The organism is Leclercia sp. 119287 (genome assembly GCF_009734485.1).
In the GTDB taxonomy this organism is placed as follows: Bacteria; Pseudomonadota; Gammaproteobacteria; order Enterobacterales; family Enterobacteriaceae; genus Enterobacter; species Enterobacter adecarboxylatus_C.
This window is the reverse complement of record NZ_CP046445.1, coordinates 1897955-1921694: the sequence shown is the minus strand read 5'-3', so window position 1 is coordinate 1921694 and position 23740 is coordinate 1897955. Positions and strand designations below refer to the sequence as shown.

Sequence of the window (23740 nt, the reverse complement as noted above, 5' to 3'; positions counted from 1 at the left end):
ATCAAGGATAATAAAGACATTGTGTATCAGTGATATGCCCAATAAGAGATCCTGACAAAGCCATGCCTGAACAATATCGTTTTTCCCTGCCCGGCAAAGTGGGCGACCAACGCCAGTTGGGTGAACTGACCGGGGCAGCCTACGCCACGCTGGTTGCAGAAATTGCAGAGCGCCATCAGGGGCCGGTGGTGCTGGTCGCGCCGGACATGCAAAACGCCCTGCGCCTGCATGATGAGATCCGCCAGTTTACCGATCAGCTGGTCACCAGTCTCGCCGACTGGGAGACCCTGCCCTACGACAGCTTCTCCCCGCACCAGGAGATTATCTCCTCGCGCCTCTCCACGCTCTATCAGCTGCCCACCATGCAGCGCGGTGTGCTGATTGTGCCGGTCAATACCCTGATGCAGCGCGTCTGTCCGCACAGCTATCTGCACGGGCATGCGCTGGTGATGAAAAAGGGTCAGCGCCTGTCGCGGGATGCCCTGCGCGTCCAGCTCGACAGCGCCGGCTATCGCCATGTGGATCAGGTGATGGAGCACGGGGAGTATGCCACCCGCGGCGCCCTGCTCGATCTCTTCCCGATGGGCAGCGCGCTGCCCTATCGTCTGGATTTCTTCGATGACGAAATCGACAGCCTGCGCCTGTTTGACGCCGACACCCAGCGCACGCTGGAGGAAGTGGAGGCCATCAACCTGCTGCCAGCCCACGAGTTTCCGACTGACAAAACCGCTATCGAGCTGTTCCGCAGCCAGTGGCGCGATAAGTTTGAGGTCAAGCGCGACGCCGAGCATATCTATCAGCAGGTGAGCAAAGGCACCCTGCCGACGGGGATCGAGTACTGGCAGCCGCTGTTCTTCAGCGAGCCGCTCCCCGCCCTGTTCAGCTACTTCCCGGCTAATACCCTGGTGCTGAATACCGGCGATCTGGAGGCCAGCGCCCACCGTTTTGAGAGCGAAACCCGCGCCCGGTTTGAGAATCGCGGGGTGGATCCGATGCGCCCCCTGCTGGAGCCTGAGCTGCTGTGGCTGCGCACCGACGAGCTGTTCAGCGAGCTGAAACGCTGGCCGCGCATGCAGCTCAAAACCGAAAACCTGCCGGATAAAGCCGCTAATACCAATCTGGCGTATCAGCCGCTGCCGGACCTCGCGGTGCAGGCGCAGAATAAATCCCCGCTGGACAACCTGCGTAAATTCCTCGAAGCCTTTACCGGCCCGGTGATCTTCTCCGTCGAAAGCGAAGGCCGTCGCGAAGCGCTGGGCGAGCTGCTCAGCCGCATCAAAGTGGCGCCGAAGCGGATCCTGCGTCTGGACGAGGCCAGCGGCACCGGTCGCTATCTGATGATTGGTGCCGCCGAGCACGGCTTTATTGATACGCTCAATAACCTGGCGCTGATCTGCGAAAGCGACCTGCTGGGCGAGCGCGTGGCGCGCCGCCGCCAGGACAGCCGCCGCACCATCAACCCGGATACGCTGATCCGTAACCTGGCGGAGCTGCACCCCGGCCAGCCGATTGTCCATCTCGAGCATGGCGTGGGACGTTATGCGGGAATGACCACCCTGGAAGCCGGGGGCATCAAGGGCGAATACCTGATGCTGATGTACGCCAACGACGCCAAACTCTATGTGCCGGTGTCGTCCCTGCATCTAATCAGCCGCTACGCGGGCGGCGCGGAAGAGAATGCGCCTCTGCATAAACTTGGCGGTGACGCCTGGGCGCGGGCGCGGCAGAAAGCGGCGGAAAAAGTACGCGACGTGGCGGCAGAGCTGCTGGATATTTACGCCCAGCGCGCGGCCAAGTCCGGCTACGCCTTTAAACACGATAAAGAGCAGTACCAGCTGTTCTGCGACAGCTTCCCGTTTGAAACTACGCCGGACCAGGCCCAGGCGATCAATGCCGTGCTCAGCGACATGTGCCAGCCGCTGGCGATGGACCGGCTGGTGTGCGGCGACGTGGGCTTCGGGAAAACCGAAGTGGCGATGCGCGCCACCTTCCTCGCGGTTGAGAACAACAAGCAGGTGGCCGTGCTGGTGCCGACCACCCTGCTGGCGCAGCAGCACTACGATAACTTCCGCGACCGCTTTGCCAACTGGCCGGTGCGCATTGAGATGATGTCGCGTTTCCGCAGCGCCAAAGAGCAGGCGCAGATCCTGGAGCAGGCCAGCGAGGGCAAAATCGATATTCTCATCGGCACCCATAAGCTGCTGCAGAGCGACGTGAAGTGGAAAGATCTGGGGCTGTTAATTGTCGATGAAGAGCACCGCTTTGGCGTGCGCCACAAAGAGCGGATCAAAGCGATGCGTGCCGATGTCGACATCCTGACCCTCACCGCCACGCCGATCCCGCGCACCCTGAATATGGCAATGAGCGGCATGCGCGATCTGTCGATTATCGCCACCCCGCCGGCCCGTCGCCTGGCGGTGAAAACCTTTGTCCGTGAATACGATAACCTGGTGGTGCGCGAGGCGATCCTGCGTGAAGTCCTGCGCGGTGGCCAGGTCTATTATCTCTACAACGATGTGGAAAATATTCAGAAAGCGGCCGACCGGCTGGCAGAGCTGGTGCCGGAGGCGCGGATCGCCATCGGCCACGGGCAGATGCGCGAGCGCGAGCTGGAGCGGGTGATGAACGACTTCCACCACCAGCGGTTTAACGTGCTGGTGTGTACCACGATCATCGAAACCGGGATCGATATTCCTACCGCCAATACCATCATCATTGAGCGGGCGGATCACTTCGGCCTGGCGCAGCTCCACCAGCTGCGTGGTCGCGTCGGCCGTTCACACCATCAGGCCTATGCCTGGCTGATGACTCCACATCCGAAAGCGATGACTACCGATGCGCAAAAACGTCTCGAAGCCATCGCCTCGCTGGAAGATCTGGGGGCCGGCTTTGCGCTGGCGACGCACGATCTCGAGATCCGCGGCGCGGGTGAGCTGCTGGGTGAAGATCAGAGCGGATCGATGGAAACCATCGGCTTCCAGCTGTATATGGAGCTGCTGGAAAATGCCGTCGATGCACTGAAGGCGGGGCGCGAGCCGTCGCTGGAAGATCTCACCAGCCAGCAGACGGAGGTGGAGTTGCGGATGCCGGCCCTGCTGCCGGATGACTTTATCCCGGATGTTAATACGCGTCTGTCGTTCTATAAACGCATTGCCAGCGCCAGGGACGAAGCCAGCCTCGACGAGATTAAGGTGGAGCTGATTGACCGCTTTGGCCTGCTGCCGGATGCGGCGCGTAACCTGCTGGATATCGCCCGTTTACGCCAGCAGGCGCAGAAGCTGGGGATCCGCAAGCTGGAAGGGAATGACAAAGGCGGCATGATTGAGTTTGCCGAGAAGAATCATGTCGATCCGATGTGGCTGATTGGTCTGCTGCAGAAACAGCCTCAGCACTACCGTCTGGACGGTCCAACGCGTCTGAAATTTACCCAGGATCTGGCGGAACGGAAAACCCGCATGGACTGGGTACGTAACTTTATGCGACAGCTCGAAGAGAACGCCGTCGCCTGACCCACCGCCGGGCGGTCCTGCAATCGCCCGGCCTCGTTCCCCGTTAATTTACAACTCTTTGCAATACACCTGGATTTCCCGACACGTCCATTCGCCATAATTATCAATTAACTTTCAGATAATAATAATCTTTATTGCTATGGATTCTGGTGATGATAACGACTTCGCGTTTTACCCGTTGGATATCGTTGGTTGCGCTGCTCGCTACCCTGGCGCTTGCCCTACCTGCCCGGGCCAATACCTGGCCCCTTCCCCCGCCGGGCAGCCGTCTCGTGGGCGAGAACCGCTTTCACGTCGTGGAAAATGACGGCGGCTCGCTGGAAGCAATTGCCAAAAAATATAACGTCGGCTTTCTGGCGCTACTGCAGGCTAATCCCGGCGTGGATCCCTACGTTCCCCGCGCGGGCAGCGTGCTGACCATCCCGCTACAGACCCTGCTCCCCGATGCGCCGCGGGAAGGGATTGTCATTAACCTGGCCGAGCTGCGTCTTTACTATTACCCGCCGGGTAAAAATGAGGTCACGGTCTATCCGATCGGCATTGGTCAGTTGGGCGGTGATACCCTGACGCCAACCATGGTGACCACGGTGTCAGATAAGCGCGCCAACCCCACATGGACGCCAACTGCCAATATTCGCGCCCGTTATAAAGCCCAGGGCATCGATCTGCCTGCGGTGGTGCCCGCCGGACCGGAAAACCCGATGGGGCATCATGCGATCCGCCTTGCGGCCTACGGTGGGGTCTACCTGCTACACGGCACCAACGCCGATTTTGGCATCGGCATGCGCGTCAGCTCCGGTTGTATTCGCCTGCGTGACAATGACATCGAGACGCTGTTCCGCGTCATCCAGCCCGGCACCAAAGTGAATATCCTGAATACGCCGATCAAGGTGTCAGAGGAGCCCGGTGGCGTGCGGCTGGTGGAAGTACATCAACCGCTGTCGAAGCAGCTGAATGACGATCCTCAGACCCTGCCGATTGTGTTGAATGCCGCCCAGCAGGGCTTTAAAGCCAGCTCAGACGAAGCAGTGATGGAGCGCGCGATGGAAGCCCGCTCCGGCATGCCGGTGGACGTTACCCGTCATCCTGAAGCCCAGACGTTGTAAGCCGAAACGATAAAAAAAACGCTCTGCAATTGCAGAGCGTTTTTTTTCGCAGTGGCATTAATGAGGGTTAAGCCATGCTTATTTGTAGATCACCGCAGTACCGTGCAGGGTGTTCGGACCGCTAACGGAGGTGATACGGAAAGATTTTGCGCCCATTTCGTCCGCTTTTTGCGCTAGCTGGCTTTCCAGAGAACCCAGGTTAGTCCCACCATTTGCGGCGATAGTGCCCACTTTTTGTTGATCGGCAGGGGTAGACTGAACCTGTACAGCGGCGAAGCTGGCAAACGAGAGTGAGCTGAGTACAGCAGCGGCGATGAGCGTTTTTACGTTTTTCATTTTATGAACCTTATGCAAGTGACAGGTGGTCGTAAGCATTAACTTAACGATCGATAACTAAATGATAAATGTGATCTACATCACGGTCAAATTCTTTTTATAACGATCGTTAAAATAAATTTAAAATCTTTAAAATTCATATTGATATGATGAAAATAATTTTATGAATTCAGCGCTGGCTGCAAGAAGGGATTATTTTTATAATGGTCGTTCAACAAACCAACAGAGGTACAACGGCTCATGACAACCGATGACACGCGTTGCGCTAAAAAAAGCCGTGGCCGACCAAAAGTGTTCGACAGGGACGCGGCGCTGGATAAGGCCATGACGCTGTTCTGGCAGCATGGGTATGAAGCCACATCGCTGGCCGATCTGGTCGCAGCAACCGGGGCCAAAGCCCCTACGCTGTATGCAGAATTTACCAATAAAGAGGGGCTGTTCCGTGCGGTGCTGGATCGCTATATCAGCCGCTTCGCCGCCCGCCATGAAGCGCAGCTGTTCTGCGAAGAGAAGCGTGTTGAAGAGGCGCTGGAAGATTACTTCACCGCGGTGGCGACCTGCTTTACCAGCAAAGACACGCCTGCGGGCTGTTTTATGATTAATACTTCAGCGACGCTGGCGGCATCGTCAGAAGAGATCGCCCATACGGTCAAATCTCGCCATGCGATGCAGGAAGAGACGCTATGCCGGTTCTTAGAGCAGCGTCAGCAGCGCGGTGAGATCCCCGCCCAATGCGATCCGCAAAAACTTGCCCAGTATCTGAGCTGCATTTTGCAGGGGATGTCTATCAGCGCCCGGGAAGGCGCCAGCCTGGAAAAACTGCAGGCCATCACGCAAATCACCCTGCGCCTGTGGCCTGAGCTCCTTAAAGCCTGACCAGCAGGGCGGTAAACCGCCCTGCTCTCCCCGCCACTTTCAGACAAATCTGTTTAAAGATAGGTAAAAACTATCACCACCTCTCTGCCGCTTGCTATCCTTAACGAGTAATTATTGATGTGCTAATGATTAGGCGTATGAGTCATAACGGAGCTGTTCTGGCTATTCACATTCAGAAGGAGAATAAAATGATTTTGCTATTACCATTTTTTAAGGTGTTAATAGTCATTACATTGTTATTCGGTCTCTGGGTTTTATGTGGTGGGTCAGTTTTATTTGCTTTCCTTTCCGTACTGATAACAGGATTTATGTTACTCCGCCAGTATCACGAATTTGACCTGTAACCACTGTTACCTCGCAGTATCCCTGAGAAGACCTTAATCCCGACGCGAACGATGCGGGCGTTAAGGTCTTTTTTTATGGACAAAAAAAGCTCCCCAGCCTGAGCGAATGGGGAGCTAAATGCAGAGAACAGATTTTTTTATGCTTTGTTATTCAGTACCAGCTGACCATCGCTGTTGAGGGGGATTTGCGTGCCGGGATCTTTATCCATCCGGATCTTGCCCTGCTGATCGCCAATTTTGTATGTCACATCGTAGCCGAGCATTTTCTCTGATTTGTCATACACCGTTTTACAACGCTGCTGCGTGGAGGTGTAGGTGTCGCGCTCCTGCAGGGCTCCCTGCGCCTGATTGCCGGCATAACCACCGCCCAGCGCGCCCACGACCGTGGCAACATCTTTACCGCGCCCGCCACCAAACTGATGACCAATCACGCCGCCTGCAACCGCACCAAGCACGGAACCGGCAATGCGGTTTTCATCCTGCACCGGACGACGATGCGTCACGGTCACGTTATGGCACTCCTGACGCGGTGTTTTCACCGTCTCTTTAATCGGTGTCGCCGAAACTACCTGCGCGTATTGTGGGCCACGTTCAAAGACATTCAGACTGGCAACTGCCGCCACGCCTAACGCGGCAACCACGCCAATCCCTATACCTGCCACCATGGATTTATTCATGGGACAACCTCCTTTTTATTGCTATTGGTAACAATTTTGCAACTAAAGCGGCGTGTAAGCAAATCAGAGAAAGGATTAAAAATGTGGCGATAAACGCAAAACAGACGTGTTTAGGAGGACTCTTAGTCCGTCAGAGCGCGATTCACAGAAGGATATGCTGAAAAAGCCCCTCCGGCGAGTGCGGAGGGGCGCGGGTCTTAGTGCAGTTTCAGTCGCGGTCGGATCACGCGGTTGATGCTGCCTACCACCATCATTAGCCCGGTTTTGAAGTAACCGTGCAGCGCAACCTGATGCATACGGTACAGCGAGATGTAGACGAAGCGCGCAATACGCCCTTCCACCATCATCGAGCCACGCATCAGGTTGCCCATCAGGCTGCCGACGGTAGAGAAGTTAGAGAGCGACACCAGAGAACCATGGTCTTTATAGACATAGTTCTTCAGGGACTTTCCTTTCGCCTGCGCCAGAATATTATGCAGCGCCAGGCTGGCCATCTGGTGAGCGGCCTGAGCGCGCGGTGGTACGAATCCACCTTCCGGGCGGGCACAAGAGGCGCAGTCGCCAATCGCATAAATGTCCGGATCGCGGGTAGTTTGCAGCGTCGGCTCTACCACCAGCTGGTTGATGCGGTTGGTTTCCAGGCCGCCAATCTCTTTCATGAAATCAGGCGCTTTAATACCCGCCGCCCAGACCATCAGATCGGCTTTAATGTGTTCGCCATCTTTGGTGTGCAGGCCATGCTCATCGGCGCTGGTGACCATAGTCTGGGTCAGAACGCGTACGCCCAGTTTGGTCAGCTCACTGTGGGCTGCGCCAGAGATGCGCGGCGGCAGCGCAGGCAGAATACGCTCTCCCGCCTCCACCAGGGTCACGTTCAGCGCGTCGTTGGTTAACCCTTTGTAGCCGTAGCTGTGCAGCTGCTTCACCGCGTTATGCAGTTCGGCAGAGAGCTCAACGCCGGTCGCGCCGCCGCCGACGATGGCGATATTCACCTTGCCGCTTGCGCCGAGATTATTGGAGTACTTAAGGAACAGGTTAAGCATCTCCTGATGGAAACGACGCGCCTGATGCGGGTTGTCGAGGAAGATGCAGTTCTCTTTCACGCCCGGGGTATTGAAGTCGTTAGAGGTGCTGCCCAGCGCCATCACCAGCGTGTCATAAGCCAGCTTACGCTCCGGCACCAGCAGTTCGCCCTTCTCATCGCGCAGCTCGGCCAGGGTAATGGTTTTGCTTTCACGATTGATATCCATCACCGAGCCCAGCTGGAACTGGAACCCGTGGTTGCGCGCATGCGCCAGATAGCTCAGTGCGTCAACGCCTTCATCCAGAGAACCGGTAGCCACTTCGTGCAGCAGCGGTTTCCACAGGTGGCTGTGGTTGCGATCGACGAGCGTAACTTTAGCTTTTTTACCGCGTCCGAGCTTCTTACCCAGCTGCGTAGCCAGTTCCAGACCGCCAGCACCACCACCCACAATCACTATCTTTTTCAATGGTGTAGTCAACGTGACCCCCTAAATTATTAACCAATTGTTAACTAAAAGTTATGAAAATAACCTTTAGTTAACAACAAGTTACAGCACTGAAACCATTCAACGGACATGAGAATAACATGTTCGGTGCATTGGTCATACCAAAATTGATGTGCATCAAGTTTTGCCGCTTAAAATTCACACAAGCTTAGCAAAAAGAAAGCCCGGCTCACGTTACGTGGCCGGGCTCAGGATGAAATCAGGAATTAACCTAAAGTCTTGAACGCCTTAATGCGTTGCAGATGAGGGGCAATATTCTTGAACTTATGCGTCTGCTCTTCATCCCAGACAATTTCGTAGTAGTGGTGCAGCAGTTCCGCAGCGCGGGGGCTGTTCAGCGCCTCATCGTTGCGAGAAAGGATCACCAGACAGCGATCGCGGTTCTTTTCACGGAAGTTGCTTACGCACTTGGTGGCGATATCAACATACTCTTCCGGTCTGTCGATCTTGCCTTCCATATTCTCGTTCGGGAACAGGTTGGGGTTGAACACCACCTGGCGAATATCACACAAGAACCCAATGCGCTCCGCCCAGTACCCACCCAGGCCGACGCCGCAGATCAACGGACGCTCGTCAACATTCAGCTGCAACATTTTGTCCACTTCCTTCAGCAGATGCTGCATATCATGCTTCGGATGACGTGTGCTGTAGCTAATCAGCCGCACATCCGGATCGATAAACTGCAGCTGCAGTACTTTCTCGTGATTACCGGGACTGTTCGAATCAAAACCGTGCAAATAGATGATCATCGTATCCTCGCCACACTACGCTTGCCAGGAGGGGTTATTGCCCCGCTTTATGCGCTTGCCAGCGCTCATGAAGCGCCTCAAGCTGCGCATTCACGGTTTTCCAGCGTGCCGTATCCCGCAGCTCCTGACGGCTAAAAGAACCTTTATGATACAATTGTGTAACACGTTCAGCCTTGATCGGCGACAGGTTATCTAACACGCTGACTGCGCCTTTACGATTATTGCAGACCAGGATCATATCGCAACCCGCATCCAGCGATGCCTGACCGCGTTCCGCGTAGCTGCCCATGATCGCCGCCCCTTCCATCGATAGATCGTCAGAGAAAATCACGCCGTTGAAGCCCAGCTCCTGACGCAGCACGGTTTTTAGCCAGTGCGGCGAGCCGCTGGCCGGACGCGGATCAACATCGGTGTAGATCACATGCGCAGGCATAATGGCGTCGAGCTTGTTGTCACTGATAAGCGATTTGAAAATCGACATGTCCCGGGCGCGGATCTCTGCCTGTGGGCGTGGGTCGCGCGGGGTCTCTTTGTGGGAATCCGCCGTGACGGCACCATGCCCCGGGAAATGTTTGCCGGTGGTTTTCATTCCCGCCTCGTGCATCCCGTCGATAAAGCGGGTCGCCACCTGCAACGCTTTCTGCGGATCCTCATGATACGCGCGCTCACCGATGGCGGCACTGATATGGCCCACGTCCAGCACCGGCGCGAAGCTGATATCAATGTCCATAGCGATCATCTCGCTGGCCATCAGCCAGCCGGCCTCCTGCGCCAGTTTGCCACCCTCTTCCAGCCCGAGTAACGCTGCAAAGGACTGGGCTGCAGGCAGACGAGTAAAGCCTTCGCGAAAACGCTGCACGCGGCCGCCTTCCTGATCAACGGCTACCACCAGGCGGTGACGGGAAGCCTCGCGGATCTGGCGTACCAGCTCCCGCAGCTGCGCAGGATCGTGATAATTGCGCGTAAACAGGATCAGGCCACCCACCAGCGGATGCGCCAGAATCTCGCGCTCCTCCGCATCCAGCTCATAACCTTCCACATCCAACATGACCGGACCCACACGAACCTCTCTTATTCTGTCGTTTCTAACTGGCGCCAGATCTCATCGGCCAGCGCAATAAAATGTTTGTCTTGTGATTGTTGCCAGCGCAGCTCAAACCAGCCAGCCATCAGCATCAGCACCCAGGGGCGCCAGCGTTTCACCTGACGTTGCAGCCGGGACAGATCGAGCTGCGCGATCTCGCCGTAGGCGGCAAGCAGTTGCTGACGCTGGACTTCACTCTCAGTCCAGACGCTGGCCAGCTCCAGGGCAACGTCGCCGTCTCCGGCATATTCCCAGTCCAGCAGCCGACTGCCGGCAGGCGTGTGCACGATATTACCCGCATGAACGTCCATATGCAGCGGCACGAGGCGCAGCGGGCGCGGCTCGCCCCCTTTTTGCAGACGCTTATGCCAGCGCAGCCATAACGGTGTACGCCGGGACGGCGAGGCCTGCAACCAGTACTGCTCCAGCAGCGGGGCCAGGGTGATGCGCCAGCCGAACCTGGGCTGCTGATGCAGATGATACAGCATCGCGGCCAGCACGGGTGCGGCGGGTAACGTGGTTTTGACCTCACCCGCCAGATAATCGACCGCTATCCATCCAGGACTGTAAAAATGCGGCTGGGGAGCAATGTCGGCGGGAAGATGGCGTAGCGCATGGTACTGGCGGCGAAAATGGGCCGGCGTGGCCAGCGCGGCATGATACTGGCGCAGCACCAGCCGCTGCCCGGCGTGCTCAATAATGCAACTCGCGCCGCTCAACCCGGTTTGGGTCTGCGGCGCGATAAGGCGATACTGCGGGAAAAAGCGCGACAGCAATGTGTCGCGCGTCAGATTACTGTTGCTGAACTGCACCTTTACCCGACCAGATAATTTCACCTGTCTGAACCAGCATCAGCTGCATTTGCAGCGCTGGTGAGTTGACGTTGCCGGTCGCGCTGGAGTAGAGCACATACTGCGCCCCTACGTTGCGGGCAATGCCGATGGCTTTACTGCGCGAGCCCAGGCTGTCCTGCGGAGAAAGGCCCAACTGCTGCTTGGCCACGGAGAGCTGCTGCGCCGATACCAGGGTGAATTTGCCATTGTTCGCCAGCGCATTGCGTAGCGTTTCGGTGGCTTCCCCGGCATTCAGGCTGCCGTTCGTGCGGTTGTTGACGCTGTCCACCAGCAGCACGCTGCCTGCGGTAACGCCCTGAGCCTGCAACATTTTATTGACCATCGGCTGCATCGCGCCGTTCCAGTCGTAATGACGTTCACGCGGCGCAGGCTGAGCGCTTTCTTCCTGATGCTCGATAGGACCGGGTTGCGCAGGCACGGACGGCACGGTAGGCACGGTTGGTACAGGCTGTGTTGGCTGGACCGGCTGCTCTGCGCCCGGCTTCACCTCTTCGACCGGTGCAGGCGGCTGCTCAGTACGACTGATACAACCCGAGAGGAACAGTGCAAAAGCCGTGACCAGCGCGTAACGACTGAAATTTTTAATCAAGGATCACCCCTTACAGATAGAGATAAAGTCTGACCTTATGCGCACCCAGATAATTGGCGCTGCCGTAGAGCGTGACCGACGAATTCGCCGGGATGGTCACGCTGCGCGGCGCCTCAAGCGGGTGCATTTCCAGGCCTCTGGCGTCATACCAGAAAAAACGGTAATGGACGGTTATGGACTCTTGTCTTTCATTAAACAGCGTGGAGGAGGCAGACGGCTGGATCTCGCTGATGGTCAGCGACGGTTTATCGGCGGTAATGCCCGCCGCCAGTACAGATGACTCCATCACTAATGTTTGCTCATCATTGACGGGGATGGCGGGCTGAGATTTACATCCCGCCAGCAGCACCATCATGAACAGCATCGCAATCCGTCCACCGGGCATTTTAAAGACCTTTATGCGCAAGCATCGGCCCCAGCGGACGACCGCCGAGCAGATGCATATGAATATGATAAACTTCCTGACCACCGTGGCGGTTACAGTTCATGATCAAACGATAACCGTCTTCGGCCACGCCTTCCTGCTCAGCAATTTTCGCTGCTACTGTCAGCATACGGCCTAATGCCAGTTCATGCTCAGTTTTCACGTCATTTACTGTCGGAATCAGAATATTAGGAATAATGAGGATGTGGGTCGGCGCCTGCGGAGAGATGTCGCGAAAAGCGGTAACCAGCTCATCCTGATAGACGATATCCGCAGGTATCTCGCCGCGGATAATTTTACTGAAAATGGTTTCTTCAGCCATGGGGTTTTCCTTATTCATTAATCTGGCGACGTGCCCGGAGACAACCCACTCGGTGCAGGCGCATTCTTATGTGATACGACTCAAGAGTATGAGCGACTTTCTCTAATCCTTTCAACCTTATCCCTCGAATTCTTTCCTTATAGCGCAATTTATACGCAGCCGTTCCTCGCGCCCTGCCCTGAAATCTTAAAACATAATTTCATATACGGCTGAAACCCTTGTTTACAGGTTTAATCACAATGCGTATATTTCGCATTTGCATTTACATGCGCATTTTATACCTAGAAAACGACCTCAGACTGTGCTTACGGAACTGGGGCATAACATTCACACTTCACTCAGAAAGGTTTGTTGATGTCTTTCATGAATTATACCAGGGACGGGCAACGCCAGCCTGTCGCTAAACCCTCGCTGCTCGCAGCCTGTATTGCTTTCGCATTGACGCCCGTCGCCAGCTTCGCCGCCCCGGCCGAAGAGACGGTCATTGTTGAGGGTTCATCGCAGCCGGATGCCGCTGATGAAAGCCAGGACTACAGCGTAAAAACCACGACCGTGGGCACCAAAATGCAGATGGTCCAGCGTGACATTCCGCAATCGGTCACGATCGTCAGCGAACAACGCATGGAAGACCAACAGCTGCAAACCCTGGGCGACGTGATGGATAACACGATGGGGATCAGCAAAAGCACCACTGACTCCGATCGCAGCAACTTTTACTCCCGCGGGTTCGAAATCGACAACTACATGGTCGATGGCATTCCAACCTATTTCGAATCACGCTGGAACCTGGGTGATTCTCAGTCTGACACGGCCCTGTTTGAGCGGGTGGAAGTGGTGCGTGGCGCCAACGGTCTGATGACCGGCACAGGCAACCCGTCTGCGGCGATCAATATGGTGCGTAAGCATGCCACCAGCCGCGAATTCAAGGCCAATCTGTCGGCAGAATACGGCAGCTGGAACAAACAACGTTATGTCATGGACATGCAAAGCCCGCTGACGGAAGACGGCAATCTGCGCAGCCGCATCGTGGCGGGTTATCAGGACAGCGACTCCTGGCTCGATAACTACAATCAGAAGCGCACCTTCTTCTCCGGTATTCTGGACGCCGACCTGGGCACCAGCACCTCCCTGTCCGCCGGCTACGAATACCAGCGTATCGACATCAATAACCAGACCTGGGGTGGTTTGCCGCGCTGGAACACCGACGGCAGCACCAAACATTACGATCGCGCCCACAGCACGTCTCCAGACTGGGCTTACAACGACAAAGAGTTCAATAAGGTCTTCTTCACCCTGAAGCAGCGTTTTGCCGACGACTGGCAGGCCACCCTGAATGCGACCCATACCGAAGCGAAATTCGACAGCAAAGCGATGTACATCGATGCCTTTGTGAATAAGAGCACCGGCATGCTGGAAGGCCCTTATTCGAACTATGGTCCGGGCTTTGATTACATTGGCGGCACCGGCTGGAACAGCGGTAAACGTAAAGTGGATGCGGTGGATCTGTTTGCAGACGGGGGCTACGAGCTGCTGGGCCGTCAGCACACTATGATGGTGGGCGGCAGCTTCAGTCGTCAGACCAACCGTTACACCAACTCATGGGCTAACGTCTACCCGGATGAGTTCGGTAGCTTCTACGACTATAACGGTAACTTCCCGGAAACCAACTGGGGATCGCAGTCGCTGGCTCAGGATGACACCACCAATATGAAATCGCTGTACGCCGCGACGCGCATTTCACTGGCCGATCCTTTGCATTTAATTCTTGGCGCCCGTTATACCAACTGGAGTGTTAACACCCTGACCAGTGACATGGAGAAAAACCACACCACGCCTTACGCGGGTCTGGTTTACGACATCAATGACAACTGGTCTGCCTACGCCAGCTATACCTCCATCTTCCAGCCGCAAAACTACCGCGACAGCTCGGGCAAGTATCTTGACCCGATCACCGGGAATAACTACGAAGCGGGCCTGAAATCCGACTGGATGAACAGCCGTCTGACCACCACGCTCTCCGTGTTCCGCATTGAGCAGGATAATCTGGGGCAAAGCACCGGCCGGACCATTCAGGGTTCCACTGATGTGGCTTACGAGAGCGTTGACGGTACCGTGAGTAAAGGCGTTGAGTTTGAAATCAACGGCGCGCTGACGGATAACTGGCAGATGACCTTTGGTGCAACGCGCTACGTTGCGGAAGATAACGAAGGCAAGGCGGTAAACCCGCAACTGCCGCGTACTACCGTAAAACTGTTTACCAGCTACCGTCTGCCGGCTATGCCTGAGCTGACCGTTGGCGGCGGCGTTAACTGGCAAAACAGCGTCTATACTTATCAGGACACGCCTTACGGCACCTGGCGCGCATCACAGGGCAGCTACGCGCTGGTGGATCTCTTCACCCGTTACCAGGTCACGAAGAACTTCTCCCTGCAGGGTAATCTGAATAACCTCTTCGATAAGACTTACGACACCAACGTCGAAGGTGAAATTGTGTATGGCGAACCGCGTAACGTGAGCCTGACCGCAAGCTATCAGTTCTGATAAATCATCAGACGTCTAAGGGAGCCAAATGGCTCCCTTTTTTGTGCCGGGTGGCGCTACGCTTACCCGGCATACGGTCTGAGCTTTAGTAGGCCGGGTAAGGCGCAGCCGCCACCCGGCATTTCACAAACCATAGATATAAAAAAGGCAGCCATTCGGCTGCCTTAGTCTCCCCAGGTCACAACTTAGTTGCTGCGGATGTACTCATCCATTTCGGTTTTCAGGTTATCGGATTTAGTACCGAAGATAGCCTGTACACCGGAACCTGCAACAACTACGCCAGCTGCGCCCAGTTTTTTCAGACCCGGCTGGTCAACTTTCGCGATATCAGCAACGCTCACACGCAGACGAGTGATACACGCGTCCAGGTTGGTGATGTTCTCTTTACCGCCGAACGCTGCAACCAGTGCAGGAGCCATTTCGCTGGTCGCGCCAGCTTTAACGTCGTCTGTTGCATCTTCACGACCCGGAGTTTTCAGGTCCAGTGCTTTGATCAGCACGCGGAAGATGGTGTAGTACGCAACCGCGTAGCACGCACCAACGATTGGGAACAGCCACAGCTTGCTGCTGTTACCGGACAGAACGATAAAGTCGATCAGACCGTGCGAGAAGGAGGTACCGTCACGCATACCCAGCAGGATACAGATTGGGAACGCTAGGCCAGCCAGAACCGCGTGGATAATGTACAGAATCGGCGCAACGAACATGAAGGAGAACTCGATCGGCTCGGTGATACCGGTCAGGAACGAGGTCAGCGCTGCGGAGATCATGATACCGCCCACTTTGGCACGGTTCTCTGGTTTAGCAGAGTGCCAGATTGCAATCGCAGCAGCCGGCAGGCCGTACATTTTGAACAGGAAGCCGCCAGACAGTTTGCCTGCAGTTGGGTCGCCTGCCATGTAACGTGGGATATCGCCGTGGAAAACCTGACCTGCTGCGTTGGTGTATTCGCCGATCTGCATCTGGAAAGGAACGTTCCAGATGTGGTGCAGACCAAACGGCACCAGGCAACGCTCAATGAAGCCGTAGATACCGAACGCCACAACCGGGTTCTGGTATGCAGCCCACTGGGAGAAGGTCTGGATCGCAGAACCAATCGGAGGCCAGATGAAGGAGAGGATCACACCGGTGAAGATCGCCGCCAGACCAGAGATAATTGGAACGAAACGCTTACCTGCAAAGAAGCCCAGGTACTCAGGCAGCTTGATGCGATAGAAGCGGTTAAACATATATGCCGCAATTGCACCCGAGATGATACCGCCCAGAACCCCGGTATCAGCCAGGTGTTTAGCAGCGATCTCTTCCGGTGGTAAGTGCAGCACCAGAGGTGCAACCACAGCCATGGTTTTAACCATGATGCCGTAGGCAACTACAGCGGCCAGTGCAGATACGCCGTCGTTATTGGTGAAGCCAAGCGCAACGCCGATAGCGAAGATCAGTGGCATATTAGCAAAAACAGAACCGCCTGCTTCGGCCATCACATGAGAAACTACGGCTGGCAGCCAGCTGAAGTTTGCAGAACCGACGCCCAGCAGGATACCTGCGATAGGCAGTACGGATACTGGCAGCATCAGCGATTTACCGACCTTCTGCAGGTTAGCAAATGCATTCTTAAACATAATTGAGAGTGCTCCTGAGTATTTGTGCTTTTTTTACGTTTTCACGCATTGGCCCGGGGGGAGAACCGTGCCGTGGACAGGACATCTAAGCGCCCTTTATTTATTACACAGAGTAAAATAAATCCGCGTATCTTTGTTTGACGGCTATCACGTTTCAGCGCAAGGCAGCTGAAAAACTTTCAGACTTTTACAAAACAGATTGCCAAATGTTTCCATAACGGTCATCACCGCCCCAACCTGGGCGGTGAACTTTACTCTTTTCGGCTATTAATTACGAGCCATAAAAAAATAGATTAATCAGGCAGATTGCAGGCGGGAGGGATCGATGTGAAACAGGCTGGCAAAGTTGGTGGTGGTAATGCGTGCCAGTTCTTCAACGTCGACGCCTTTTAATACGGCCATGTACTCGGCCACATCCCGTACCATCGCGGGTTGATTTTCTTTACCGCGATGCGGTACCGGAGCCAGATAAGGGGAATCTGTTTCCACCAGCAGACGATCGAGCGGCACGTAGCGCGCAGCATCACGAAGCTGCTCGGCGTTACGGAACGTCACGATCCCGGAAAACGAGATATAAAAACCCAAATCCAGCAGCTTGCCCGCTGTTTCTCTGTCTTCTGTGAAACAGTGTAGTACGCCCCCGCAATCCGTCACGTTTTCTTCTGTCAGGATTGCCAGCGTATCGGCGCGCGCGTCGCGGGTGTGGACGATCACCGGTTTATTCAGTTCCCGGCCAATGCGGATATGGTCGCGGAAAGATTCCTGCTGGCGAGCTTTGGTTTCCGGAGTGTAGAAATAATCCAGCCCGGTTTCACCCATCGCCACCACGCCCTCTTCCGCCGCCAGACGGCGTAAATCTTCGACGTCGTAAGGTTCATCCTGGTTCAGCGGATGCACGCCGCAGGAGAACACCACATTGTCGCGGACGCCCACCAGCTCACGCATGGTGCGATAACCCGGTAACGTCGTGGCGACCGCCAGACAAAATTTCACATCGCGGGCGGCGGCTTTCGCCAGCACGTCATCGACGTTTTTATGCAGGGATTGATAATCCAGGCCATCGAGATGGCAGTGTGAGTCGACTAAAAACATAATGTCTCTCTCAGAGATGGGATACAGGCAACGTCGTGCCCGGTTGCAGGTAATGCTCAATAGTGAGTAACAGGTCGGTCAGGACAAGCTCCCGATTCAGCCCCGTTACGCTGAGTAGTTGTTCGCGGCACTGGCAGACATCATGAAGGATAGCCCGCAATGCCACGCCCGGCAGGCGTTGCGCCAGGGTATTCACGAGCGGCCAGGCATCAGCATTGCTAAGCAGAGTCGCTCCCTGCTGAATTTTAAGGGCATCCAGCAGCAGGGCTGCCAGCCAGTGCAGACGGTCTGGCACTTGCTCGTGGTTCAGAACCGGAAGCAGGCTCAGCCAGTCGCCGCTGTCCGGCACCGCGCCGAGCGCCTGACAGAGTTGTTCCCGTTGTGTCTGGACGTTGGGCTGCAGCAAGGCCAACGCCGCGGCAGGTGCTCCGCCGCACAGACGCAGCGCGCTCAGCGCAGCTTCTTGTGACGTTGTCACTTCTCGCGCCAGCCAGCTGAGAGCCCAGGCCTCCTGCGGCACGCTGAGATGATGCAAACGACAGCGGCTACGCAGGGTTGCCAGCAGCCGTCCGGGTTCACGACAGGCCATCAGGAACCAGGTATTTTCCGGTGGCTCTTCGAGGGTTTTTAACAAAGCGTTCGCCGCCGCCTCAGTAAGCTGAGCGGCATCCTTCAGCCAGACGACCTTCGCCCCGCCGAGCCGCGCACGCTCGTAGAGCTTTTCACTGACCGTACGCACCGCATCGATGCCCAGCGTGGTCTTGCCTTTCTCCGGCTCCAGCGCGTAATAATCCGGGTGCGTCTCCGCCTGCATCAGCTGACAGCTGCGGCATTGACCGCAGCTTTTATGCCCCTGCGGCTGCTGGCACATCAAAAAACGGCTGATGGCGTAAATCAGGGCCTCATCGCCCATGCCCGGCAGCGACTGGATCAGTAACGCATGATGCCCCCGACCGGACTGATAGCTGTTCACCAGCTGTTCAAAGTGCGGGCGCAACCATGGGTACCATTTCATGCCTGTTGTTCCTTCAGCCAGTCAGTGACCGTCTGGCGAATGTCGTTCATCACATCCTCCAGCGGCTGGGTTGCATCGATGGTGCGGATCGAACTGTCCTGGGCGGCCAGCTCGCGGTAACGCGCGCGGGTGCGGTTAAAGAAGTCCAGCGACTCCTGCTCGATACGATCCAGTTCGCCGCGGGCGCGGGCGCGTTTCAGACCCACTTCAGGCGTCACGTCGAGATAGAGCGTCAGGTTCGGGCGGAAATCACCGAGGACCGCATCGCGCAGCGTGCCGAGCATCTGCTGGTCAATACCACGTCCGCCGCCCTGATACGCCTGGGTCGAGAGATCGTGGCGGTCGCCAATCACCCAGCATCCCCGCGCCAGAGCAGGCTTGATGACGGTTTCGACCAGCTGGACGCGCGCGGCGTAAAACATCATCACTTCGGCTTTATCGGTGATGACTTCATCCCCGACCGATTTGATGTCCAGTACCAGGCTGCGCAGTTTTTCAGCCAGCTGGGTACCGCCCGGTTCACGGGTAAAGATCATCTCTTCGATACCACACTGTTTGAGCGTCTCGACCACTACATCACGTGCGGTCGTTTTCCCGGCGCCTTCCAGCCCCTCAATGACAATGTAATTACTGCGCATTTTTTTCCTTAAGTGCCTTCAGATAGTCCTGGACCGAACGATTATGACTGGCAAGATTGGTGTTAAAAGTATGTCCACCCTTTCCGTCGGCGACGAAATAGAGATACGGCGTCTTAGCCGGATGCGCGGCGGCATTCAACGATGCCTGACCCGGTGTGGCAATCGGCCCCGGGGGTAAACCGCTAATGACATAGGTATTATAATCGGTTGGGGTTTCCAGGTCTTTACGTGAAATTTTGCCCTTGTAATTCTCACCCATTCCGTAAATTACCGTCGGGTCGGTCTGCAAACGCATACCGGTGCGCAGGCGATTGATAAATACCGAGGCAACCTGATCCCGCTCACTCGCTACCGCCGTCTCTTTCTCGACGATCGAGGCCATGGTCACGAACTGGTTCTGATCTTTATACGGCAGGTTCTCCATCCGCCCTTCCCAGGCTTTATCCACCGCTTCAACCATCTTTTTATGCGCGCGTTGCAGCAACGCCACATCCGTGGTGCCTGCGGTATACATCCAGGTATCCGGCCAGAACCACCCTTCTACCCACTCCGGATGCTCAAACTTCAGGGCCTCGGCGACGGTGGCATAGCTGTCGTCTTTAAGAGTGTGTTTGATGTAAGGGGCGTCGCGGAGCTGCTTCAGGTAGTCGCTCAGGCGCATCCCTTCCACAAAACGCAGCGGGAACTGCGCCTCTTTGCCGCTCTCAAGCAGCTCCAGCATCTCTTTGACGGTCATCCCCGGCGTAAAACGGTAGGTACCGGCTTTAAAATGCGACAGTTCCGGCTGCACGCGTAATAACCACTGGAACACCCGCGGGCGGTTAATGATCTTCTCGCCATACAGCTGCTCACCCAGCGCCAGACGCCCGGTGCCCGGTTTCAGGGTGAAGACCGTCTCTTCGGCGATCAGAATTTGACTGCCCGCCAGCTGGCGAACTTTCCACATCCCCACGCCAGCGGCAATGCCCAGCACAACAAGGATGAGGAGAATAAAGCGCAACATTTTCTTCATGACTATCTGGTTTGCTCACACAGAGGGGCTAATAATGCGTACAACTCACGCGATAAAAAACGTTGAGAACCATACTGACGAACCGGCACAACGGGCATTAGCGCATTGCAGACCACCATCTCGTCGGCCTCAGCCAGCACAGCCTCTTGGGCATACACTTCGACAACGCGATACCCGGAGTGTGCCAGCTGTTGCAGACAAAACTGGCGCATCAGTCCATTAACGCCTGCCTGATCCAGCCGGGGAGTAAAAACCTCCTTCCCCTGACGCCAGAATAAATTCGCCGCACAGCATTCCGTAATGAACCCTTCGCTGTCAAGAACCAGCGCCTCGTCGGCACTGGTCTGTTCGAGATGGGTGCGGATCAGCACCTGTTCAAGACGGTTAAGGTGTTTTATCCCGGCCAGCTGCGGGTTACGTCCCAGCCGCACCGGGCTTAAGGCCAGCGCAATCCCCTCACGACGCCAGCCATCATAATGAGCGGGATACGCCGACACCGAGAGGAGTCGAACCGGATGCAGGCAGTTCGCCGGGCTGTATCCCCTGCCGCCGCTTCCCCGGCTGATAATGACCTTCAGCACGCCACGGTCATTCCCCTGGGCGAGCTCAACCATTTCACGTTCCAACTCTGCCCATGCCACATAGGGGATAAGCAGTTTTTCACAGGCTTTCTGCAAGCGTTGCAGATGGGCATCCAGCAGACAGACCTGGCCCGCAGCAATGCGTGCCGTCGTGAAGCAGCCGTCACCAAACTGAATAGCTCTGTCGCTCGCCGGCAATGTCTCCTGGGGTATGCCATTGATCAAGAACATGATGGCTCCTTTTAAATGGTCGAATAGTCTGGCAGGAAGGCGGGCCGCGGACAAGGGAATAAAACCGAATAAAAAAGGCCCGACAAGCGGACCTTTTTTATCGATGTGCCGGGAAGGCGTTAAACCGCCCGGCTGTCAGCCTCAGACCTTTTTAAAGATCAGAGAGCCGTTGGTGCCACCAAAGCCGAAGGAGTTACACAGGGTGTACTCCAGACCGCTGACCTGACGTGCTTCGTGCGGAACGAAGTCCAGATCGCAACCATCATCCGGGTTATCCAGGTTGATAGTCGGCGGAACTGCCTGATCGCGCAGCGCAAGGATAGAGTAGATTGATTCTACTGCACCCGCCGCACCCAACAGGTGGCCGGTCATGGATTTGGTGGAGCTGACCATCACGCGGCGGGATGCATCGCCAAACACAGACTTAACGGCCTGCGCTTCAGCTTTGTCGCCTGCTGGCGTGGAAGTACCGTGCGCGTTCACATAGCCAATCTGGCCCGGTTCGATACCCGCATCGCGGATCGCGTTAACCATTGCCAGCGCAGCACCTGCCCCGTCTTCCGGCGGAGAGGTCATGTGATAAGCGTCGCTGCTCATGCCGAAGCCAATGATTTCAGCATAAATTTTCGCGCCGCGCTTCTTCGCATGCTCGTACTCTTCCAGCACGACCATACCCGCACCGTCACCCAGCACGAAACCATCACGGTCTTTATCCCACGGACGGCTTGCCGCCTGAGGATTATCGTTGCGGGTAGACAGGGCACGCGCTGCACCGAAGCCACCCACACCCAGTGGGGTACTGGCTTTTTCTGCACCGCCTGCAACCATCGCATCAGCATCGCCATAAGCGATGATACGCGCCGCCTGGCCGATGTTATGCACGCCGGACGTACAGGCAGTAGCAATCGAGATGCTTGGACCACGCAGGCCAAACATGATGGTCAGGTGACCTGCCACCATGTTAACAATCGTTGACGGAACGAAGAACGGGCTAATTTTACGTGGGCCACCATTCACCAGAGAGGTGTGGTTTTCCTCAATCAGGCCAAGACCGCCAATCCCGGAGCCAATAGCGGCGCCAATACGGGTTGCGTTCTCTTCCGTAATTTCAAGGCCAGAATCCTGCATGGCCTGAACGCCAGCGACAATTCCATATTGAATGAAGGCATCCATCTTGCGCTGTTCTTTGCGCGAGATGATCTCTTCACAGTTAAAATCCTTTACTAAGCCAGCAAATTTCGTTGCATAGGCGCTAGTATCGAAATGGTCGATTAGGCTGATGCCACTCTGACCGGCAAGGAGAGCGTTCCAGGTAGACTCTACGGTATTGCCGACAGGAGATAACATGCCAAGTCCGGTCACAACTACACGACGCTTAGACACGCTTGTCCTCCAGGGAGGGATAAAAAAGAAAATCGAGGGACTACAAAAGAAAAAACACAGGCGGTCGAATGACCGCCTGGAGATGCTCACTTACGCCTGGTGACCGTTGATGTAATCAATGGCAGCCTGAACGGTGGTGATTTTCTCAGCTTCTTCGTCCGGAATCTCAGTATCAAACTCTTCTTCCAGAGCCATTACCAGCTCAACGGTGTCAAGAGAATCTGCGCCCAGGTCTTCAACGAAGGAAGCGGAGTTCACAACTTCTTCCTGCTTAACGCCCAGCTGTTCGCCAATAATTTTCTTAACGCGTTCTTCGATAGTGCTCATACTCTTAAATTTCCTATCAAAACTCGCTTTCGCGATGGTTTTCGTAGTGTATAAAATGTTGAAAAATTTGCAACTAAATCCCGGCAGGTCTTACCACGATTTTACGTTATTTTGAGGCCATTCGCCCTAATAACGCAAATATTTTCTAACGTGATTAAACCATGTACATTCCGCCGTTGACGTGGAGAGTTTCACCAGTGATGTAACTCGCTTCGTCAGAGGCTAAAAATGCAACCGCGCTGGCGATTTCTTTAGGGTCGCCTAAACGACCCGCCGGAACTGCCGCCAACGTACCCGCACGCTGCTCATCGGTCAGCGCACGCGTCATGTCCGTTTCAATAAAGCCCGGAGCAACAACGTTTACAGTAATTCCGCGGGACGCAACTTCGCGTGCCAGCGACTTACTGAAACCGATCAGACCTGCTTTCGCCGCAGCGTAGTTAGCCTGACCAGCATTTCCCATGGTACCAACCACAGAACCGATAGTGATAATACGCCCATGACGCTTCTTCATCATAGCTCGCATTACCGCTTTTGACAGACGGAACACAGATGACAGGTTGGTTTCGAGAATATCGCTCCACTCATCATCTTTCATTCGCATCAGTAAGTTGTCGCGAGTGATTCCGGCATTATTGACCAGAATATCCACTTCGCCAAATTCTGCGCGAATATTTCCCAGAACAGATTCGATAGATGCAGGATCGGTCACATTCAACATCAGACCTTTACCGTTCGCACCCAGGTACTCGCTGATCGCCTGCGCGCCGCTTTCGCTGGTCGCGGTGCCGATCACTTTCGCGCCGCGCGCGACGAGGGTCTCAGCGATAGCACGGCCAATACCGCGGCTTGCACCAGTGACCAGTGCGATTTTTCCTTCAAAACTCATGGTATTCCTCTTC

At 55.7% G+C, this 23740-nt stretch carries 22 protein-coding genes; 4 read left to right on the top strand and 18 right to left on the bottom strand.

What is annotated here, in order from left to right:
- Window positions 1–62: 62 nt before the first annotated feature.
- Complete coding sequence (mfd, locus tag GNG27_RS09245) at window positions 63–3509, top strand: transcription-repair coupling factor (protein ID WP_156263472.1); 3447 nt, start codon at window positions 63–65, stop codon at window positions 3507–3509.
- A gap of 152 nt (window positions 3510–3661) precedes the next feature.
- Window positions 3662–4615 (top strand): L,D-transpeptidase family protein, encoded by a 954-nt coding sequence (locus GNG27_RS09240; protein ID WP_142489098.1) that lies wholly within the window; start codon window positions 3662–3664, stop codon window positions 4613–4615.
- 78 nt (window positions 4616–4693) lie between these two features.
- On the opposite strand, the gene bhsA is transcribed toward GNG27_RS09240, so the two are convergent.
- On the bottom strand, window positions 4694–4951 hold the full coding sequence (gene bhsA, locus GNG27_RS09235; protein WP_142489097.1) for a multiple stress resistance protein BhsA: 258 nt from the start codon (window positions 4949–4951) through the stop codon (window positions 4694–4696).
- Window positions 4952–5191: 240 nt separating this feature from the next.
- Between bhsA and GNG27_RS09230 the strand changes: the two genes are divergently transcribed.
- Window positions 5192–5827, top strand: coding sequence for a TetR/AcrR family transcriptional regulator (locus GNG27_RS09230; protein WP_156263471.1), 636 nt, complete (start codon window positions 5192–5194; stop codon window positions 5825–5827).
- Window positions 5828–6308: 481 nt separating this feature from the next.
- On the opposite strand, the gene GNG27_RS09225 is transcribed toward GNG27_RS09230, so the two are convergent.
- The 8 genes from GNG27_RS09225 to hinT form a co-directional block, all read right to left on the bottom strand.
- The gene (locus GNG27_RS09225; protein ID WP_142489094.1) at window positions 6309–6848 is read right to left on the bottom strand and encodes a glycine zipper 2TM domain-containing protein; all 540 of its coding nucleotides are present in this window, start codon (window positions 6846–6848) and stop codon (window positions 6309–6311) included.
- A gap of 197 nt (window positions 6849–7045) precedes the next feature.
- Window positions 7046–8350 carry an NAD(P)/FAD-dependent oxidoreductase gene (locus GNG27_RS09220; protein WP_156263470.1) on the bottom strand — a complete coding sequence of 435 codons (1305 nt, stop codon included), beginning with the start codon at window positions 8348–8350 and terminating at the stop codon, window positions 7046–7048.
- A 233-nt stretch (window positions 8351–8583) separates the two neighbouring features.
- Window positions 8584–9126 (bottom strand): alpha/beta hydrolase YcfP, encoded by a 543-nt coding sequence (gene ycfP / locus GNG27_RS09215; protein WP_103179108.1) that lies wholly within the window; start codon window positions 9124–9126, stop codon window positions 8584–8586.
- Window positions 9127–9160: 34 nt separating this feature from the next.
- Window positions 9161–10186, bottom strand: coding sequence for a beta-N-acetylhexosaminidase (gene nagZ / locus GNG27_RS09210; protein ID WP_156263469.1), 1026 nt, complete (start codon window positions 10184–10186; stop codon window positions 9161–9163).
- Window positions 10187–10197: 11 nt separating this feature from the next.
- Window positions 10198–11022: a thiamine kinase gene (thiK, locus tag GNG27_RS09205; protein ID WP_156265096.1), complete on the bottom strand. Its 825-nt coding sequence runs from the start codon at window positions 11020–11022 to the stop codon at window positions 10198–10200.
- Window positions 11003–11653, bottom strand: coding sequence for a penicillin-binding protein activator LpoB (gene lpoB / locus GNG27_RS09200; protein ID WP_156263468.1), 651 nt, complete (start codon window positions 11651–11653; stop codon window positions 11003–11005). The genes thiK and lpoB overlap by 20 nt, the downstream gene beginning before the upstream one ends.
- Window positions 11654–11663: 10 nt before the next feature.
- Window positions 11664–12038, bottom strand: a complete 375-nt coding sequence (locus GNG27_RS09195; protein WP_142489090.1) for a YcfL family protein — start codon at window positions 12036–12038, stop codon at window positions 11664–11666.
- Between the two features lies 1 nt (window position 12039).
- Window positions 12040–12399 (bottom strand): purine nucleoside phosphoramidase, encoded by a 360-nt coding sequence (hinT, locus tag GNG27_RS09190; RefSeq protein ID WP_142489089.1) that lies wholly within the window; start codon window positions 12397–12399, stop codon window positions 12040–12042.
- Window positions 12400–12753: 354 nt separating this feature from the next.
- On the opposite strand from hinT, the gene fhuE reads away from it, so the two are divergent.
- Complete coding sequence (gene fhuE / locus GNG27_RS09185; protein WP_156263467.1) at window positions 12754–14940, top strand: ferric-rhodotorulic acid/ferric-coprogen receptor FhuE; 2187 nt, start codon at window positions 12754–12756, stop codon at window positions 14938–14940.
- Window positions 14941–15125: 185 nt separating this feature from the next.
- On the opposite strand, the gene ptsG is transcribed toward fhuE, so the two are convergent.
- The 9 genes from ptsG to fabG all read right to left on the bottom strand — a co-directional run bounded on the left by ptsG (window position 15126) and on the right by fabG (window position 23727).
- Complete coding sequence (gene ptsG, locus GNG27_RS09180) at window positions 15126–16559, bottom strand: PTS glucose transporter subunit IIBC (RefSeq protein WP_142489087.1); 1434 nt, start codon at window positions 16557–16559, stop codon at window positions 15126–15128.
- Between the two features lie 297 nt (window positions 16560–16856).
- Window positions 16857–17651 (bottom strand): metal-dependent hydrolase, encoded by a 795-nt coding sequence (locus GNG27_RS09175; protein WP_156263466.1) that lies wholly within the window; start codon window positions 17649–17651, stop codon window positions 16857–16859.
- 10 nt (window positions 17652–17661) lie between these two features.
- On the bottom strand, window positions 17662–18666 hold the full coding sequence (gene holB, locus GNG27_RS09170) for a DNA polymerase III subunit delta' (RefSeq protein ID WP_156263465.1): 1005 nt from the start codon (window positions 18664–18666) through the stop codon (window positions 17662–17664).
- Complete coding sequence (gene tmk / locus GNG27_RS09165) at window positions 18663–19304, bottom strand: dTMP kinase (protein ID WP_142489084.1); 642 nt, start codon at window positions 19302–19304, stop codon at window positions 18663–18665. Before tmk ends, holB begins: the two co-directional genes overlap by 4 nt.
- A complete protein-coding gene (gene yceG, locus GNG27_RS09160; protein ID WP_156263464.1) occupies window positions 19294–20316 on the bottom strand; it encodes a cell division protein YceG in 1023 nt (340 codons plus the stop codon). The genes tmk and yceG overlap by 11 nt, the downstream gene beginning before the upstream one ends.
- A gap of 2 nt (window positions 20317–20318) precedes the next feature.
- Complete coding sequence (gene pabC, locus GNG27_RS09155) at window positions 20319–21128, bottom strand: aminodeoxychorismate lyase (protein WP_156263463.1); 810 nt, start codon at window positions 21126–21128, stop codon at window positions 20319–20321.
- Window positions 21129–21269: 141 nt separating this feature from the next.
- Window positions 21270–22511, bottom strand: a complete 1242-nt coding sequence (fabF, locus tag GNG27_RS09150; RefSeq protein WP_142489081.1) for a beta-ketoacyl-ACP synthase II — start codon at window positions 22509–22511, stop codon at window positions 21270–21272.
- A 90-nt stretch (window positions 22512–22601) separates the two neighbouring features.
- Window positions 22602–22838: an acyl carrier protein gene (gene acpP / locus GNG27_RS09145; protein WP_003857954.1), complete on the bottom strand. Its 237-nt coding sequence runs from the start codon at window positions 22836–22838 to the stop codon at window positions 22602–22604.
- Between the two features lie 154 nt (window positions 22839–22992).
- Window positions 22993–23727 carry a 3-oxoacyl-ACP reductase FabG gene (gene fabG, locus GNG27_RS09140; protein WP_032617552.1) on the bottom strand — a complete coding sequence of 245 codons (735 nt, stop codon included), beginning with the start codon at window positions 23725–23727 and terminating at the stop codon, window positions 22993–22995.
- Window positions 23728–23740: the final 13 nt, after the last annotated feature.

Coding starts and splice junctions, on each gene's coding strand:
- GNG27_RS09230 (WP_156263471.1), top strand. CDS start 5,192: ATGACAACCGATGACACGCGTTGCGCTAAAAAAAGCCGTGGCCGACCA.
- fhuE (WP_156263467.1), top strand. CDS start 12,754: ATGTCTTTCATGAATTATACCAGGGACGGGCAACGCCAGCCTGTCGCT.
- mfd (WP_156263472.1), top strand. CDS start 63: ATGCCTGAACAATATCGTTTTTCCCTGCCCGGCAAAGTGGGCGACCAA.
- ycfP (WP_103179108.1), bottom strand. CDS start 9,126: ATGATCATCTATTTGCACGGTTTTGATTCGAACAGTCCCGGTAATCAC.
- yceG (WP_156263464.1), bottom strand. CDS start 20,316: ATGAAGAAAATGTTGCGCTTTATTCTCCTCATCCTTGTTGTGCTGGGC.
- hinT (WP_142489089.1), bottom strand. CDS start 12,399: ATGGCTGAAGAAACCATTTTCAGTAAAATTATCCGCGGCGAGATACCT.
- holB (WP_156263465.1), bottom strand. CDS start 18,666: ATGAAATGGTACCCATGGTTGCGCCCGCACTTTGAACAGCTGGTGAAC.
- ptsG (WP_142489087.1), bottom strand. CDS start 16,559: ATGTTTAAGAATGCATTTGCTAACCTGCAGAAGGTCGGTAAATCGCTG.
- fabG (WP_032617552.1), bottom strand. CDS start 23,727: ATGAGTTTTGAAGGAAAAATCGCACTGGTCACTGGTGCAAGCCGCGGT.
- pabC (WP_156263463.1), bottom strand. CDS start 21,128: ATGTTCTTGATCAATGGCATACCCCAGGAGACATTGCCGGCGAGCGAC.
- GNG27_RS09175 (WP_156263466.1), bottom strand. CDS start 17,651: ATGTTTTTAGTCGACTCACACTGCCATCTCGATGGCCTGGATTATCAA.
- GNG27_RS09225 (WP_142489094.1), bottom strand. CDS start 6,848: ATGAATAAATCCATGGTGGCAGGTATAGGGATTGGCGTGGTTGCCGCG.
- GNG27_RS09240 (WP_142489098.1), top strand. CDS start 3,662: ATGATAACGACTTCGCGTTTTACCCGTTGGATATCGTTGGTTGCGCTG.
- acpP (WP_003857954.1), bottom strand. CDS start 22,838: ATGAGCACTATCGAAGAACGCGTTAAGAAAATTATTGGCGAACAGCTG.
- bhsA (WP_142489097.1), bottom strand. CDS start 4,951: ATGAAAAACGTAAAAACGCTCATCGCCGCTGCTGTACTCAGCTCACTC.
- GNG27_RS09195 (WP_142489090.1), bottom strand. CDS start 12,038: ATGCCCGGTGGACGGATTGCGATGCTGTTCATGATGGTGCTGCTGGCG.
- tmk (WP_142489084.1), bottom strand. CDS start 19,304: ATGCGCAGTAATTACATTGTCATTGAGGGGCTGGAAGGCGCCGGGAAA.